Source organism: Bradyrhizobium sp. 33ap4 (genome assembly GCF_032654765.1).
Taxonomy (GTDB): Bacteria; Pseudomonadota; Alphaproteobacteria; order Rhizobiales; family Xanthobacteraceae; genus Bradyrhizobium; species Bradyrhizobium australafricanum.
Genome location: NZ_JAUMTJ010000056.1, coordinates 45,164 through 61,044, shown reverse-complemented (window position 1 = coordinate 61,044; position 15,881 = coordinate 45,164). Strand labels below are relative to the sequence as shown.

Below are 15,881 nucleotides of genomic sequence, written 5' to 3'. Positions count from 1 at the left end.
AGCCGTCGGAAATCAACCATCTCACCTGACCAGATGGAGCTCCACTATGCCTGAATTTCCCCGGACACCCCTGCGCAAGCGGGAGAGGGGGCGCAGTCCCTTCGGGGGCCTACAGCGTCTTGATGAACTCGATCAGGGCGCGGCGTTCGTCTTCCTTCAGCTCCGGCCCGATCACGCCGGTGCGCTTCTCGTTGGAGAATTCGTGTCCGGAATTGCCGTTGCCGCGCTTGGTGGTGTCGAGCATGAAGGCGTTCTTGATCTTGTCCTTCCAGACGTAGCCGAGATCCTTCGGATCATACTCCCGGTTGCCGAGATAGAAGGTTGCGGGACGATCCTTCACCGGCGACAGCAGTGCGTAGATGGTCGGGACCGAGCCGTTGTGCAGATAGGGCGGGGTCGCCCAGATGCCGTTGAGCGGCCGGACCTTGTAGGCGAGCGGCGCCTGGATCTCGTTCGGCCGGTAGCCGTTGATGCGCTTGCGATCTTCCGGCGGGGTCTTGTTCTGGTCGTACCAATAGTCGACGGTCTTCTCGACGAGATCGCCGAGCGCAGGACCGAAACTGCTGTCCTTGATGTTCAGATTGGCCGGCGTCTCGACGGTGCGGTGCGCGAGGCCCTCGGCTTGCGCGCTGTCGGTACCGATATGGCTGATCGGAATCATCTCGACATCGAGCAGCGGCTGGCCGGCCTCGTTCCTGGTCCAGCGCCTCTTGTCCTTGAACAGCGCAAAGGCTTCGCTCGCGGGCAGCGCCTTGCTGTCGATCGCCGGGCCGTGACAGCCCTGGCAATGCGTCTTGTAGAGCTCGCCGCCCTTCTTCGCGAGGTCCATGTTGATCGGCGGCAGGATGTTCTCCGGCCATTTCGGCGAAGCAAGTCCGCCAAAACCCTTGTCCTCGCTGGGCGGCTCGCCGGCGATCATCCGCTCCATCTCGTGCAGCACGTCGATCCGCGCGCTCGATTTGTAAAGCCCCTTGGACTCGTCGAGCAGGTTGAGCTCGGCGCTGACGCCGAGCGCCTCGCCGGCGTTGCGTACCATCGGCTGCATGATCGAGCCGTCATATTGCACCCAGCTGAACCACGGTGCGTTCCAGATTCGCGGGAAATGCACCGGCGCCGAATGCGAGGCGTAGTTGTTCGGGTTGTTCAGGTCGATCGAGAACACCTGGTTGCCGATCCGGTTCAGCGCGTCGAGCCGCGCATAGCCTTCCTCGACGCTGTTGGCGGCGACCTTGTTCTCCAGCGAATTGATGTTGGCGTATTGCTTCAGCACGAGGTCGAGCTGGCCGCGCAGCGCCATGCGTTCGTCGAGGCTGGCATCCTTGCCGAGGATCTCGTCGGCAAAGCGCGAGAAGCGGCCCGGCCAGAACCGCGTCAGCAGCAGCGAGACGCCGACGCTCTTCTGGAATTCGAACAGATTGGTGTTGGCCGGCCCACCGTCGATCACGATCTCGGTGCCGCGATAGCTGAAGCTGCCGGTGTGGCAGGCGGCGCAGGTCAGGCCGACGCCGGTCATATCCGCCTTGCTGTGCGGATTGCGCCACGGCGCGCCGTTGGCATCGGCCATCGGGCCGCCCTGCGAAAAGCCGATCGGCAGCGCATCGGGTTTGCCCGGAATCACCGTGTCGGGAATAAAGCCGAAGCGGCCGAGATAATTGGTCTCGCTGAGTCGCGGCGCCGCGGTGAACAGCGGCCAGACCGTCGGCTGCTCCAGCGCCATGAACCATTCATGGGGAATGCCGAAGGTCCGTGTGCCCTGGTCGGCGTGATAGAACCAGCGCAGCCGCTCCGCGCTGACATTCTGATCCAGCCACACCGTCTTTGCCGGCGGCTGGTAGTCGACGACCTTGACGCGGAAGCCGCTCGCCACCGTCTCGATATCGTCCTTGAAATAGAGCACGCCGGCGACAATCAACAGTCCGATGACGAATATCGTCTTGCGAGGCATGCCCCGTTCCCCCAATTCGCGGTATCCGCGCGTGATATGGATGAGATGTTAAAATTCGCCGAAAAACGAGTTCGCGTTAAGCGTGTGATGCGGTGTGCGCCATCCTACAGTCGCGGCGCTTGGTCTAACAACGGAAATGTTGATTGGCTGTGAGCCAGTTCACTTGCGGCGTTCCCTCCGCGGCGGCATTTGCGCGCAGCGAGGCCTGCGGCTAGAAACAACGGCGCAACAATTCTTCGAGATGTCATCTTGAACACGTCAGGCGTGCAGCCGCTCACGATCACGGTCTCGGACGACAGCACGGTGTCCGCGCTGCTGCTGCGGCCGGCGAAGGCCCGTAGCGCCTATGTGTTTGCCCATGGCGCCGGCGCCGGCATGACGCATCCCTCGATGGTCGCGATTGCGGAGGGCCTGGCGGAGCGCGGCATCGCGACATTGCGCTATCAGTTTCCCTACATGGAGAAGGGCAGCAAGCGGCCCGATCCGCCCGCCGTCGCGCAGGCAACGGTGCGTGCCGCCGTGGCGGAAGCTGCGCGTCATTGCGGCGAACTGCCGCTGTTCGCCGGCGGCAAGTCGTTCGGCGGACGCATGACCTCGCAGGCACAGGCCAAGGCGCCGCTCGCCGGCGTGCGCGGGCTGCTGTTTCTCGGCTTTCCGCTGCATCCCGCCGGCAAGCCGTCGAGCGAGCGGGCCAGGCATCTCGCCGAGGTCAAGGTCCCGATGCTGTTCCTGCAGGGCACCCGCGACGCGCTGGCCGAGCTCGACCTGCTCGAGCCCGTGGTGAAGGGGTTGGGTCATCGCGCGACGCTGCATCCGGTGCAGGAGGCCGACCACTCCTTCCATGTCCTCAAGCGCTCCGGCCGCAACGACCGCGAGGTGATGGCCGACGTGCTCGATGCCTTCGCGGGCTGGGTAGCGAAGCATGCATAGGTGTGTAGCCCGGATGAGCGAGGCGACATCCGGGGTCTGCATGCCGCGGGCGAGATCGGTCCCGGATATCGCGGAGCCTGTCATCGGGCGCGCGTTCGCGCGACCCGTTGGCTCATCCGGGCTACGCTTGGCCGCGAAAGGGATGTTATTCTCCACCCATGACAAAGATCCTGATCGTCAATCCCAACACCACCGTGTCGATGACCGCAACCATCGCGACCGCCGCGCGGGCGGTGGCCGCACCGGGCACCGAGATCGTCGCCGTCACGTCTGCGATGGGACCGGCCTCGATCGAAGGCTTCTATGACGAGGCCTTCGCCGTTCCCGGGCTGATCGAGGCGTTGCTGAAGACGCCCGATGCCGACGCCGGCATCATCGCCTGCTTCGACGATACCGGGCTCGATGCCGCGCGGTCGGCGGCCCGCTATCCGGTGGTCGGCATCTGCGAGGCGGCGCTGGTCACCGCCGGGCAGATCGCCAAGCGCATCGGCATCGTCACCACGCTGCCGCGCTCGATCGTCCCGCTGGAGGAACTGGTCCGCCGCTACGGCTTTGCCGACCGCGCGGTGGTTACTGCCTGCGACGTCGCGGTGCTCGATCTCGAGAAGCCGGGCTCGGGCGCGAGGCCGAAGCTGGAGGCCGAGATCGCCCGCGCGCTGGACAAGGGCGCGGACGCCATCGTGCTCGGCTGCGCCGGCATGGCTGATCTTGCCCATGAGCTGTCGGTGAAATTCGGCGTGCCCGTGGTCGACGGCGTGGCCGCCGCGGTGAAGCAGGCGGAAGCGCTTGCCGGCCTCAAGCTGACGACGTCGCGCCGCGGTGCCTATGCCTCACCTGGGGCGAAGAGATACACGGGTTTGCTCGAAGGATTCGCGCCGGCTCCAGAAGACTAAGCTTCGTCATTGCGAGCGAAGCGAAGCAATCCATGGCGCCGCATGCCGAGAATGGATTGCTTCGTCGCTGTCGCTCCTCGCAATGACGGATGAAGTTTTTATGACGCCACCCCGCCATAGATCCGGTCGCGCAGGCGGCGCATGCCGGACAGCCAGCGCTCGCGATTGGTGGCCTTGCGCTGCATGTATTCCTGCACCTGCGGATGCGACAGAATCAGGAAACGTTCTTCCGCCATCGCCTCGATCACCATGCGCGCAACCTCGCCCGGCTGCAGCACGCCGTCGACGCGCGCGGCACTCGGACCCGGCGTCGTCATGCCCGTCTGCACCGATTGCGGACAGAGCACGGAGACGCGGATGCCGCGATCGCCATACTGGATGGCGAGATGCTCGGCGAGCGCGACCGCGGCATTCTTGGTCACGCCGTAAGGCATCGAGTTCAGCGAGGCCAATAGCCCCGCGGCGGATGCGGTGTTGATGAGATAGCCGGAGCCGCGCGCGAGCATGCCGGGCACCAGCGCGCGCGCCGCGTACACGTGGCTCATCACATGCACGCGCCAACTCACGTCCCAGTCGGCATCGGACGCGGTCTCTTGTCCCTTGCGCGAGAGCCCGGCATTGGAGAAGAACACATCGACCGGACCATATTTGTCCTCGGCGGCGGCGATCAACACCTTGATGTCCTCCTCGAGCCCGACATCGGCGGTAACGGCAAGACCGTCGATATCGCCGGCGACGCTCGCGAGCCGATCGCGCGAGGTCTTGAGATCGGCGACCACGACGCCGCGAGCACCGGCGTCCGCATAGGCCCGCGCCACCGACTCGCCGATCCCGCTCGCGCCGCCGGTGACGACGCAGACCTTGTCCTTGACTTGCATGGTTCGATGTCCCTGCTTGTTATCGTGGTGGGTCGGATTGTCAGCCCTGATACAGGCCCTTGTCACGCGCCTTCTGGATCGCGAGCGCGGCCATCAGGTCGAGCATCGGGGTCGAAATGGCGGCCGCGCGGGCGAATGCCGCCGGTGCGCGCACCAGCGCGTCGATCTCCATGGCGCGCCCGAGTTCGTAGTCCTGCAGGATCGACGGCTTGTGGTCCGGCGCCGGCCCTGAGCGGGTGACACGCTTGACCTCGGGAATATAGTGTGTCGCCACCGCATTGGCCTCGTCGAGCAGGCGCGGGATCACGTCCTGCATGTCAGGATCGTCGCGGACGCCGCGCGCAGTCAGCCCGGTCAACAGGCAGAGCACCGACATCGACATGTTGGTCAACAGCTTCGACCAGATCGTCTCGCGGATCTGCTTGACCTCGGGCGATTCGATCGCGGCGTCGTTGAGCGCCGCGCGCAGGCGGGCGATGCGCTCGCTCTGCCGATCGTCGCATTCACCGATCAAGAGGCGGTTGCGGTCCGGCGACAGGTTCGCGACGACACCCGGCGCGACCACCTCGTTGGAGGAAAAGATCACGCCGCCAATGATCCGCTGCTTCGGGACGGCGCTGCGCAAATGCCCGCCGGGATCGAGGAAGCCGAGATCGGGGATCGCGGGATGCTGTAGCGGCAGGCCGAGATCGTACCACCAGGGAATGCCGTTCTGCGCGAACACGATTGATGTGTCGCGCTGAAGCAGCGGCGGGAGCCCGGCTGCGAGCGCGCCGATGCCGGTCGCCTTCAGTGTGCTGATGACGATGTCTTGCGGTCCCAAATCGGCAGGATCGGCTGAGGCCTTCACCTTCGCGGTGATGCTGGTGTCGCCGACCTTCAGCGTCAGTCCGTTGGTCCTGACCGCGTCGAGATGTGGCCCGCGCATCACGCAGGCCACATCATGGCCGGCACGTGCGAGCCGGATCGCGAAGTGGCTGCCGACGGCGCCCGCGCCGAAAATGCAAATACGCATGAGTGGAACAATTCTCCGCAACGTGCCCGGTCAGTTTCCACAAGCGCGGGGCATCGCGCAACCCGTCATGCGCGTGGCGCGGTCGCGCGCGCTCGAAAGTGATGGATCAAGGCATCCGCTCTCGCCATAGTGCAAGGCCAGTACAAGATAACAGCAATGCCGAACGAGGGAGCAACGTCATGTCGGCCAGCCCAGTCCTGTGGAGCCTCGATGCGCGGGGTGTCGCGACCGTCACGCTGAATCGTCCCGAGGTCAACAATGCCTATGACGGCGCGCTGATTGCAGGCGTGCTGGCCGCGATCGACGATCTCTCGACCAGGCCGGTGCGCGTCGTCGTACTGAAGGGCAACGGCAATCATTTCCAGGCCGGCGCCGACCTGAAATGGATCAACGGCGTGCGGCCGAAATCGTTCGAGGAGAACGAGGCGGCGTCGCGCGCCACCTTCGAGGCGGTGCAGCGTCTCAACACGCTGCCGGTCCCGACCGTCGCGCTGGTGCAGGGCGGCTGCTTCGGCGGCGGCACCGGCGTGATCTCGGCCTGCGATATCGTGATCGCGGCCGACAATGCGCTGTTCTCGATCACCGAGGTGCGCTGGGGCCTGACCGCGGCGATCATCATCCCGCAGCTCTGCGACGCGATCGGCGTCCGCCAGGTGCGCCGCTATGCGCTGACCGGCGAACGGTTCGGCGCCGAGGATGCCCGCCGCATCGGCCTCGTCCATGAGGTGGTGCCACTGGCCGATCTCGACAGCGCCGGCGCCAAGGTCGTCGAGCAGCTGCTCGGCAATGCCCCGGATGCGATGGCCGAGACCAAGAAGCTCGCGATGGAAAGCTCGTTCGGCGGCATGGCGGTGGACGACGAGGCCTACAAGCGCCTCGTCCAGCTGCATTCAGCCAAGCGGCAGACCGCGGAAGCTGCCGAAGGGCTTGCATCGTTCGCCGAGAAGCGCGCGGGCCGGTGGGGCGGCGGCGCGTAAGCTCAGCAGCCGCGGCAGATGCCGCGCATGCTGCGATAGACCTCTTCGTCGTCGCGGCGCATCTGCTGCAGCTGATCGAACGTCTTCGATTCGCTCGACCGCGTCACCGGCGGCTCGGGCTTGCGCTTCGCCGCAAGTTCCTGCTCTTGCCGATGGTAGCAGGCCTCGCGCTCCGCCTTGGCCTCAATGAAGCGGCAGGTCTCGATCGCGGCCGCGGGCCCAGCGACGATGATGAGACCAAACGACATTGAGATCGGGAGTTTCAAGCGGGCGATCCTTTCGCGTCCTTGTCTCGGGTCGGCATGCCAACGGCAAGGCCGGCGTCGCATCACAGCGGCTGCGACAGCGATTTTTTCATGTCCTTAGCAGCGCCTGCACCGCGGCGGCATCGATGCGGCGCTCGGGAACGGCGGCCTTGACCCACAATTCCGGAATAGGAAAGTCGGTGAGTACCGGCTGCAACGCGCCGTCGCGCAGCGCGTCCGCGACCAGATAATGCGAGAGCAGCGCAATGCCGTTGCCGGCGACCGCGCTTTGCGTCAGCACGCGGCCTTCGTTCGAAGAGAGAATCGGGCGGACCTGGACATTGATGCGGCCGCGCGGTCCCTCGAACGGCCATTCCGGTCCGGTCGGCAGGAAGCTGAGGCAGCGATGATCGACCAGGTCGCGCGGATGCTTCGGCGTGCCGTGCTTCTTCAGATAGGCCGGCGAGGCGCATACGAGACGCGGCAGCCGGCACAAGGGCTCGTCAACCACGCCGCCAAAGGAATGCGGGAAGGCGCCGATCGCGATATCAAAACCTTCGGTCACCGGATCGACCGGACGATCGATCATCACGATCTCGAGCTTCACGCTTGTGTTCTGCTTCTGGAAGATCGTGAAGGCATCGGCGAGCCGCGCCACCGTCAGCGAAGTCGGCGCCTTGACGCGCAGATGATCGGAGAGGTCGCGCTGCTTCTCGCCCATCCGCGACAAGAGATCGCCGACATCGGCAACCACGCCGCGGGCGCGATGCACATATTGCTGCCCGGCCTCGGTCAGCCGCAACTGGCGGGTCGAGCGGTAGAACAGCGCGGTGCCGATCCGCTCCTCGAGCTGGGTGACGCGTTTGGCGACGACGGATGTCGCGACGTTGAGCTTGCGCGCCGCGGCGGAAAAGCCGCCGGCATCGGCGGTGGCAAGGAAGGCTTCGAGATTGACCAGCGTATCCATCTGCCTTGCTCGCCTTTCTCGATTCGCGAAAGCTGATTACATAATTTGGTAGATTGTACTGCAATCTGCATCAATTCATAGTTGGCCCAATCAACTTTGTTCAGGGCGGAAATGATGCGAGCGAGCACGATCGAAGAACCTGCGCGGCAGGTCCCGGTCTATGGCGAATATGACGTGGTGGTGCTTGGCGGCGGACCGGCCGGCATCGCGGCAGCGGTCGGCGCGGCACGTGCCGGACGGCGGACGCTCCTGATCGAGCGTTACGGATTTCTCGGCGGCATGGGCACCGCGGCCGGCGTGACCAACTTCTGCGGACTGCACGCCAACATCTTCGGCGAGATGCACCGCGTGGTGCAGGGCATCGCCTCCGACCTCCTGGCGCGGATTGACCGGCTCGGCGGGCTGAACGCGCCACATCTGATCCTCGGCAAGATCCTTGCGCAGGCCTACGACACCGCGGCCTACAAGATCGCGGCCGACGATCTGCTCGCACATCACAAGGTCGACATTCTGTTCCACGCGCTCGGCGCCGGCGTCGTCATGGATGGTTCGCATATCCGTGCGCTGATGGTGGAAACCAAGGCCGGCCGTCAGGCCGTGCGCGCCAGCATCTTCATCGATTGCTCCGGCGACGGCGATCTCGCGGTGTGGGCCGGTGCGCCCCATGAAGTCGGCGATAATGCCGGCGGCATGCTCTACCCTTCGATGATGTTCCGCCTCAACGGCATCGATCCAGCGAAGGCCGGCGATGCCTGGCGCACCATCCCGGCGCTGATGGCTGAGGCCGAGGCCGCCGGCACCCACACATTCCCGCGCAAGTCGGCGATCGTGCGGCCGCAGAAATCGCAGATCGAATGGCGGGTGAATTTCACCCAGGTGACGCGCAGCGACGGCGGCGCCATTTCCGGTATCGATCCTGACGACATGACGCGCGGCGAGATCGAGGGGCGCCGCCAGGCGGTCGAAGCGTTCAAGTTCCTGCGCACGGTGCCTGGCTTCGAGAATTCCTACATCGTCGATCTGCCGCCGCAGCTCGGCATCCGCGAGACGCGGCGTGTGATCGGCGGATATATGCTGTCAGGCGAGGACGTGCTGGGCTGCGCCTCGTTCGAGGATTCGATCGGCGTCAATGGTTGGCCGAAGGAATCCCATGTGCCGGGTGATGTGATCTTCGAGTTTCCGCCGATCCCGGAGAGCCGCGGCTATAACGAGTTGCCGTACCGCATGCTGGTACCGGAGGGCGTCGACAATCTCCTGGTCGCCGGCCGCTGCGCCTCGATGACCCATGAGGGGCAATCGGCGGCGCGCGTCTCCGGTGCCTGCTTTGTGATGGGCGAGGCGGCGGGAACCGCAGCCGCACTCGCGCTGTCGGGCAATACGATTCCGCGCGACATTTCCGTCGAAAAGTTGCAACAACAGCTCGGCACACAGGGCGCGTTCATCGGCCGCGATCAGGCCGTGCCCGAGGGATTGTAAGCGGAGGACGGCAATGAAGCGTTGGGCGCGGCTCGCACTCGCGGGTCTCCTGGTGTGGGCCGCGAGCGGTCTCGCGCGGGCCGATGATCTCCTGAAGGCGAAGATCGGCGTCTTGCGCCTGTCGTCCTCGGCGCCGGTGTTCATTGCGCAGGACAAGGGCTATTTCCGCGACGCCGGCCTCGACGTCGAGCTCAAGTTCTTCGACGCGGCGCAGCCGATCGCGGTCGCGACCGCGTCGGGCGATGTCGATTTCGGCATCACCGCCGTCACCGCGGGGCTCTATAATCTCGCCGGCAAGGGCACGCTGAAGGTGATCGGCGGCATGAGCCGCGAGAAGGCCGGCTATCCCCTGATCGGCTACTTCGCCAGCAACAACGCCTATGCCGCCGGCCTCAAGACGCCGAAGGATCTGGCGGGCAAGCGCGTCGCGGTGACCCAGGTCGGCTCCAGCTTCCATTATTCGCTCGGCCTGCTCGCCGACAAATACGGCTTCAAGCTGTCCGAGGTGAAGGTGGTGCCGCTGCAGTCGCTGTCGAACGCAGCCGCGGCGCTGAAGGGCGAAACCGTCGACGCCGCGCTGCTGCCGGTCTCGACCGCGCGGACGCTGATGGATTCCAACGGCGCGAAATTGCTCGGCTGGGTCGGCGACGAGACGCCGTGGCAGTTAGGCGCCATCTTCGCGTCGCCGAAGGCGCTGACCAACGCACCGCTGGTGACCAGGCTGCTCACCGCGCTCACCCGTGCCGACCACGAATATCACGACGTGATCCTGACTGCGATCAAGGACGGCGTGGCGCCGATCAACGACAAGACCAGGCCGCTGCTCGAGATCATTGCCAAATACACCAACCTGCCGGTCGCGCAGGTGGTCGGCAATTGCGCCTATATCGATCCCGACGGCAAGCTCGACGTGAAGAACCTCGACAACCAGATCAAATGGCTGCAGGGGCAGGGTTTCGTGGACAAGGGTTTCGATGCCAATGCGATCATCGCCAAGGATTACGTGAAGGCGGATTGATGTTAGACCGCAGACACCGCTCTATCCCCGTCATCCTGAGGAGCCGCGAAGCGGCGTCTCGAAGGATCGACGGCCCCGATAGTGACCGGCCGTCCATCCTTCGAGACGCGCGCAAGTGCGCGCTCCTCAGGATGACGGGTCAAAGAGTGAGCCGGTAGATGGACCTGATCGCCGACCATATCAGCCATCGCTTCGGCGCGCTCGACGTTCTCGACGATGTCTCCTTCACGGTCCGCGCGGGCGAGATTGTCGCGATCGTCGGTCCGTCCGGCTGCGGCAAGAGCACGCTGCTGTCGATCCTCGGCGGCCTGCTGCGGCCGAGCAAAGGTGCCGCCGAGCTGCGCGGCGCGGCGCCGGCTGATAGCCTCAATCCGCTGACCTTCGTGTTCCAGGATTTTGCGCTGCTGCCGTGGAGCACGGTCGAGGACAACGTCGCGTTTCCGTTGTTGCATACGGGTTTGAGCGCCGGCGAGCGCAGCGCCGTGATCGACGATGCGCTGCGCCGCACCGGGCTGTCGGATTTCCGCAGCGCCTATCCGAAGCAACTGTCCGGCGGCATGCGCCAGCGCGTCGGCATTGCGCGGGCACTCGCGGTTCGCCCCGCGATCCTGCTGATGGACGAGCCGCTGTCGGCGCTGGATTCGCAGACCCGCGAGCTCCTGATGGAGGATTTCGTGCGTCTGCTCGCCGACGGCGCAATGGGCGCGGTCTATGTCACGCATAATCTCGAGGAAGCGGTGCGGCTCGCCGACCGCGTCGTGGTGCTGTCGCGCCGCCCCGGTCGTATCCGGGAAATCGTGACCATTCCGATGACCCGCGCCGAGCGCGGCACGATGGACGCGCGCGGGCCGATGGCCGCGCTACAAAGTGAGCTGTGGTCGCTGATCCGGAAAGAAGCGATCGATGCCGAACGCGAGGTCCAGCATGCTTGACCGCGCGCCGCAGGAAGCGAAAGACCAGTCGGCGGAGACGACGCGCCCGGTCGCGTTTCGCGGCGCCGGCTTCACGTCTGGCGGCAGCCGCCATGCCGGCTGGATCGCGCTCGCGCTCGTGATCGCGCTCTGGCAGCTCGCCGGCAGCGCAGGCTGGGTCAATCCGCTGTTCCTGCCGGCGCCGTCGGCGATCGCGGTCGCGATCTATAGGCTCGCGATGTCGGGCGCGTTGTGGCAGCACTTGTCGTGGTCCATTATGCGGATCGGCACCGGCTGGCTCATCGGCACGGCCGCCGGCGTCGTGGTCGGCTTCGCGATCGGGCTGTCGACCATGGCGCGCGGCGTCGGCATCACTTTCATCTCGGCGCTGTTTCCGATTCCGAAGATCGCGTTGCTGCCGTTGCTCATTCTGTGGCTCGGGATCGGCGAGGAGCCGAAGATCGCGACCATTGCGCTTGGCGTGTTCTTCTCGACCGCGATCTCGGTCTATAGCGGCGTCGATGCCGTGCCGCGCAACCTGATCCGGATGGCGCAGAGCTTCAACGTGCCGTTCCACGCCATCGTGCGCCGCGTGATCTGGCCGGGCGCGCTGCCCTCGATCCTCGCCGGCTTCCGCATCACCGCATCGGTGGCGCTCTTGCTCGTCGTCAGCGCCGAGATGATCGGCGCGCAATACGGCATCGGCGCCTTCGTGCTGCAGGCCGGCAATCTGATGCAGACCGATCAGCTGCTCGCCGGCGTCGTGATCCTGTCGCTGTTCGGGCTTGCGGTGGGGAAGCTGATCAATTTGCTCGAGACGCGGTTGCTGCACTGGCGGTAAGGGCGCGCTGCCGCCACACACAAAGTGTCGTCCCGGCGAAGGCCGGGACCCATAACCACAGGCGTGGTTGTTAGAAAAAGGCTGGGGCTCCAACGCGTTCAACCAATCAAGATTGGTGGTTATGGGTCCCGGCTTTCGCCGGGACGACGTGAGGTGGGCGCTGCGTGCCTTGCGCAGACGATCGTTATGCGTTGCCCCTGTCCTCGCGGAACAGGTCGAGCTTCTGCTGCACCGGGCGGTCGGAGAACGAGAACAGCACGGAGTCGGCATCGGCCTCGTGGGTGACCCAGTGCCAGCTCGGCACCACGAACAGGTCGCGCGGTCCCCATTCGAAGGTCTGGTCGCCGATACTTGTGCGGCCCTTGCCCTCGATCGCGGCGAACACGGTCGCATCGGTTGCGCGATAGCGCGCGGTCTTGAAACCCTTCGGCAGCAGCTGGATGAAGGTGCCGATGGTCGGCATCGCAAAATCGCCGGTCTCGGGGTTGGAGAACTTCAGCTTCAGGCCGTGGCAGGCATCCCACTCGTCGCTGGCCTTGGCCTTCTCGAGCGCCTCGCGGGTGTATTCATAGGGATAGTTGAAGATCGGCGAGGTCTTCGAGGTTCGCTTCTGGTCGATCGGCAGCAGATTGTGGCCGTAGCGCGCGAAGCTGGCGCCGGCCGGCTTGGAGATCGACTGCTGATCTTCCTTGGCGCCTTCGGCAAACGAGCAGTCGAAGAACTGCACCATCGGGATGTCGAGCCCGTCGAGCCAGAACATCGGCTCATTGGTTTCGTTGGAATGATCGTGCCAGGTCATCGACGGCGTGATGACGAAGTCGCCCGGCGACATCGCGGTGCGCTCGCCGTCGACGGCGGTGAACGCGCCCTTGCCCTCGAGCACGAAGCGCAGCGCCGATTGGGCATGGCGATGGGCGGGGGCGATGTCGCCCGGCACCACCATCTGCACGCCGGCGAACAGCGAGGTCGTGATCTTGGACTGGCCGCGCAGGCCGGGATTTTCCAGCACCAGCACGCGGCGCTCGGCTTCCTTGGCCGTGATCAGCTTGCCGGCCTCGTTCATGTAGTCGCGGATCTGGTCGAACCTCCACAAGTGAGGACGGCAGGCGCTTTTCGGCTCCGGCGTGATCAGATCGTTCATCACGTTCCACAGCGCCGAGAGGTTCTGGCCGTCGATCTTCTTGTAGAATGCCTCGCGCTCCGGGGTCTTCTGCACGGCTTCCATGGCAAGCCTCCCATCATTCTTGTCGGTGCAATTTAATTGACAGTATACTGACAATATGGCTAGCGTCAATGAAGCAAGCCATGGCGTTTTCGAGCGAAGTGGATACCGGTTCGCGCAAAGAAAACGCGTCAAACCAGAATAATGCAAGGGAGGTTCCGATGAAGCTGCATGGCTATTTCCGGAGCAGCGCGTCCTACCGGGTCCGGATCGCCCTCAACCTGAAGGGGCTCACCTCAGAGCATCTGCCGCATCATCTGCGCAAGGGCGAGCAGTGCGCGCCGGCCTATCTCGCGATCAATCCGCAGGGGCTGGTACCGACCCTGGAGAGCGACGCCGGCGCGATCCTCACCCAGTCGCTCGCGATCATCGAATGGCTCGACGAGACCAATCCCAACCCGCCGCTCTTGCCGAAAGATCCTCTGCGGCGCGCCAAGGTGCGGGCGTTTGCGCAGGCGATCGCCTGCGATACGCATCCGGTGCAGAATTTGAAGGTGCTGGCGCGGCTGCGTCAGCTCGGCCTGCCCGAGGAGCAGGTGACGGAATGGGCGGCCTGGGCCAATCGCGAGGGACTGTCGGCCTGCGAGACCCTGATCGCGGCGGAGTCCGGCCCGTTCTGCTTTGGCGATGCGCCGACACTGGCCGATCTCTGCCTGGTGCCGCAGCTCGCCAATGCGCGGCGCTTCGGCGTCGACGTTTCGGCCTATCCGCGCCTGCTCAAGGCCGAGGCCGCGGCAAAGCAAATCAAGGCGTTTGCCGACGCCGCTCCGGACAAGCAGCCCGATGCCGAATAACAAACCAGCGCCTGTCACCATGGACGCGGTCTATACCGCGCCCGGCTACCTGTTCCGGCGGATGCAGCAGATCGCGGTCGCGCTGTTCATCGAGGAGTGCAGGGCGTTCGACCTGACGCCGGTGCAATACGCCGCGCTGGTCACGATCTCGACCCATCCCGGTATCGACGCCACGAGGCTCTCGGCGGTGATCGCGTTCGACCGTTCCACGCTCGGCAACGTGATCGAACGGCTGCAGGCCAAGGAGTTCATCTTGCGCAAGCCGGCGCCCGAGGACAAGCGCGTCAAGCTGCTCTATCTTACCAAGGCCGGCGCGGCTGTGTTGAGCGACATCATGCCCTCGGTCGACAAGGCGCAGGCGCGGATGCTGCAGCCGCTGAAGCCGGCCGACCGCAAGACGCTGCTGGCGCTGTTGACCCAGCTCGTCGACCTCAACAACGAGGCGTCGCGGGTGCCGCTGCGCGCCGAGGACGCGCTCGAACATCTCGGGAGGTCGGGCTGATGGCGGAGACGAGACCTGTCCTGATCGCGGGTGGCGGCATTGGCGGCCTTGCCGTGGCGCTGGGCCTCGCGCAAAAAGGCATCCGCTCGATCCTGCTGGAGAAGGCCGCCGCGCTCGGCGAGATCGGCGCCGGCATCCAACTCGGCCCGAACGCGTTCCACGCCTTCGACTATCTCGGTGTCGGCGAGGCCGCGCGCAACATGGCCGTCTATATCGATCAGCTCCGGCTGATGGATGCGCTGACCGCCGACGAGATCACCCATATCGATCTCGGCGACGCCTTTCGCGCGCGGTTTGGCAATCCCTATGCCGTGGTACATCGCGGCGATCTGCATGGCGTATTCCTGCGCGCGTGCCAGAATCACGAGCTGATTGAACTGCGCGTGTCCAGCGAGGTGGCAGGCTACGAGCAGGATGGTTCGTCGGTGACGGCAAAGCTCGCCGATGGCGAGCGGATCACCGGCCGGCTTCTGATCGGCGCCGATGGCTTGTGGTCGAACATCCGCAAGCAGGTGACGGCGGACGGCCCGCCGCGCGTCTCCGGCCACACCACCTATCGCTCGGTGATCCCGACCGAGCAGATGCCGGAGGATTTGCGCTGGAATGCGGCGACGCTGTGGGCCGGCCCGAAATGCCACATCGTGCATTATCCGCTGTCGGGCTGGAAGGTGTTCAACCTCGTCGTCACCTATCACAACAATGCGCCGGAGCCGGTTGCAGGCAAGCCGGTGTCCGAGGCCGAGGTGATGAAGGGTTTTACCCACGTCCATGAGCGGGCGCAGAACATCATCCGCCACGGCACCAACTGGAAGCTCTGGGTGTTGTGCGACCGCGATCCGAACGAGCAGTGGATCGACGGCCGCGTGGTGCTGCTCGGCGACGCCGCGCATCCGATGCTGCAATATTTCGCGCAGGGCGCCTGCCAGGCGATGGAGGACGCGGTCTGCCTGTCGCACATGCTGGCCAGTCACGATGACCAGACAGCGGCGCTGGAGGCCTACAGCGCGCAACGCTTCCCGCGCACCGCGCGCGTGCAACTGATGTCACGCGCGATCGGCGAACACGTCTACCATCCCGCAGGCGAGCACGCCCGCATCCGCAACGCGATCATGAGCGCGAAGTCGCAGGTCGAGTGGTGCGATGACATCGCCTGGCTGTATGGCGGGACGGGGCTGGGCAGCTAATTACTCGTCGTCCCGGACAAGCGAAGCGCGATTCGGAACCCATAACCACCGAAGGCTGTTGTGATGGCAGGCTTGGGCCCCAG

The 15,881-nt window shown here is 65.2% G+C and carries 15 protein-coding genes and 1 pseudogene; 10 read left to right on the top strand and 6 right to left on the bottom strand.

The genetic code is table 11. The features are described from left to right. Positions 1 to 109: 109 nt before the first annotated feature. Positions 110 to 1,945, bottom strand: a complete 1,836-nt coding sequence (locus Q2M23_RS33515; RefSeq protein ID WP_316398343.1) for a cytochrome c — start codon at positions 1,943 to 1,945, stop codon at positions 110 to 112. Between the two features lie 249 nt (positions 1,946 to 2,194). Between Q2M23_RS33515 and Q2M23_RS33510 the strand changes: the two genes are divergently transcribed. After that, the gene (locus Q2M23_RS33510) at positions 2,195 to 2,875 is read left to right on the top strand and encodes an alpha/beta family hydrolase (RefSeq protein WP_316398342.1); all 681 of its coding nucleotides are present in this window, start codon (positions 2,195 to 2,197) and stop codon (positions 2,873 to 2,875) included. 158 nt (positions 2,876 to 3,033) lie between these two features. After that, positions 3,034 to 3,768, top strand: coding sequence for an aspartate/glutamate racemase family protein (locus tag Q2M23_RS33505; protein ID WP_253638032.1), 735 nt, complete (start codon positions 3,034 to 3,036; stop codon positions 3,766 to 3,768). Between the two features lie 98 nt (positions 3,769 to 3,866). Here Q2M23_RS33505 and Q2M23_RS33500 read toward each other — a convergent pair whose 3' ends face one another. Beyond that, a complete protein-coding gene (locus Q2M23_RS33500; protein ID WP_168859383.1) occupies positions 3,867 to 4,646 on the bottom strand; it encodes an SDR family oxidoreductase in 780 nt (259 codons plus the stop codon). A 40-nt stretch (positions 4,647 to 4,686) separates the two neighbouring features. Then, positions 4,687 to 5,661, bottom strand: coding sequence for a ketopantoate reductase family protein (locus Q2M23_RS33495; protein ID WP_316398341.1), 975 nt, complete (start codon positions 5,659 to 5,661; stop codon positions 4,687 to 4,689). 179 nt (positions 5,662 to 5,840) lie between these two features. Between Q2M23_RS33495 and Q2M23_RS33490 the strand changes: the two genes are divergently transcribed. Then, the gene (locus tag Q2M23_RS33490) at positions 5,841 to 6,638 is read left to right on the top strand and encodes an enoyl-CoA hydratase-related protein (protein ID WP_316398340.1); all 798 of its coding nucleotides are present in this window, start codon (positions 5,841 to 5,843) and stop codon (positions 6,636 to 6,638) included. A gap of 2 nt (positions 6,639 to 6,640) precedes the next feature. Here Q2M23_RS33490 and Q2M23_RS33485 read toward each other — a convergent pair whose 3' ends face one another. Further along, a complete protein-coding gene (locus Q2M23_RS33485; RefSeq protein ID WP_253638030.1) occupies positions 6,641 to 6,904 on the bottom strand; it encodes a type VI secretion protein in 264 nt (87 codons plus the stop codon). Positions 6,905 to 6,966: 62 nt separating this feature from the next. Continuing rightward, positions 6,967 to 7,850, bottom strand: a pseudogene (locus Q2M23_RS33480) (LysR family transcriptional regulator). Positions 7,851 to 7,964: 114 nt separating this feature from the next. Between Q2M23_RS33480 and Q2M23_RS33475 the strand changes: the two are divergent. The 4 genes from Q2M23_RS33475 to Q2M23_RS33460 all read left to right on the top strand — a co-directional run bounded on the left by Q2M23_RS33475 (position 7,965) and on the right by Q2M23_RS33460 (position 12,096). Next, positions 7,965 to 9,326, top strand: a complete 1,362-nt coding sequence (locus Q2M23_RS33475) for an FAD-dependent oxidoreductase (RefSeq protein WP_316398338.1) — start codon at positions 7,965 to 7,967, stop codon at positions 9,324 to 9,326. A 13-nt stretch (positions 9,327 to 9,339) separates the two neighbouring features. Beyond that, positions 9,340 to 10,344, top strand: coding sequence for an ABC transporter substrate-binding protein (locus tag Q2M23_RS33470; protein WP_253638026.1), 1,005 nt, complete (start codon positions 9,340 to 9,342; stop codon positions 10,342 to 10,344). A gap of 158 nt (positions 10,345 to 10,502) precedes the next feature. Next, entirely contained in the window at positions 10,503 to 11,276 is a 774-nt protein-coding gene (locus Q2M23_RS33465) for an ABC transporter ATP-binding protein (protein WP_057020142.1), read from the top strand. Next, positions 11,269 to 12,096, top strand: a complete 828-nt coding sequence (locus Q2M23_RS33460) for an ABC transporter permease (RefSeq protein ID WP_168858953.1) — start codon at positions 11,269 to 11,271, stop codon at positions 12,094 to 12,096. Before Q2M23_RS33465 ends, Q2M23_RS33460 begins: the two co-directional genes overlap by 8 nt. Before the next feature lie 184 nt (positions 12,097 to 12,280). Here the strand turns inward: Q2M23_RS33460 and gtdA are convergent, their stop codons facing one another. Further along, a complete protein-coding gene (gene gtdA / locus Q2M23_RS33455) occupies positions 12,281 to 13,321 on the bottom strand; it encodes a gentisate 1,2-dioxygenase (RefSeq protein ID WP_316398337.1) in 1,041 nt (346 codons plus the stop codon). Positions 13,322 to 13,479: 158 nt separating this feature from the next. On the opposite strand from gtdA, the gene maiA reads away from it, so the two are divergent. The 3 genes from maiA to Q2M23_RS33440 are packed head-to-tail and all read left to right on the top strand — an operon-like array spanning position 13,480 to position 15,798. Next, a complete protein-coding gene (gene maiA, locus Q2M23_RS33450; protein WP_076832895.1) occupies positions 13,480 to 14,112 on the top strand; it encodes a maleylacetoacetate isomerase in 633 nt (210 codons plus the stop codon). Continuing rightward, positions 14,102 to 14,614, top strand: coding sequence for a MarR family transcriptional regulator (locus Q2M23_RS33445; RefSeq protein ID WP_316398336.1), 513 nt, complete (start codon positions 14,102 to 14,104; stop codon positions 14,612 to 14,614). Before maiA ends, Q2M23_RS33445 begins: the two co-directional genes overlap by 11 nt. Continuing rightward, complete coding sequence (locus tag Q2M23_RS33440; protein WP_316398335.1) at positions 14,614 to 15,798, top strand: 3-hydroxybenzoate 6-monooxygenase; 1,185 nt, start codon at positions 14,614 to 14,616, stop codon at positions 15,796 to 15,798. The genes Q2M23_RS33445 and Q2M23_RS33440 overlap by 1 nt, the downstream gene beginning before the upstream one ends. The last annotated feature ends 83 nt before the right edge of the window (positions 15,799 to 15,881 follow it).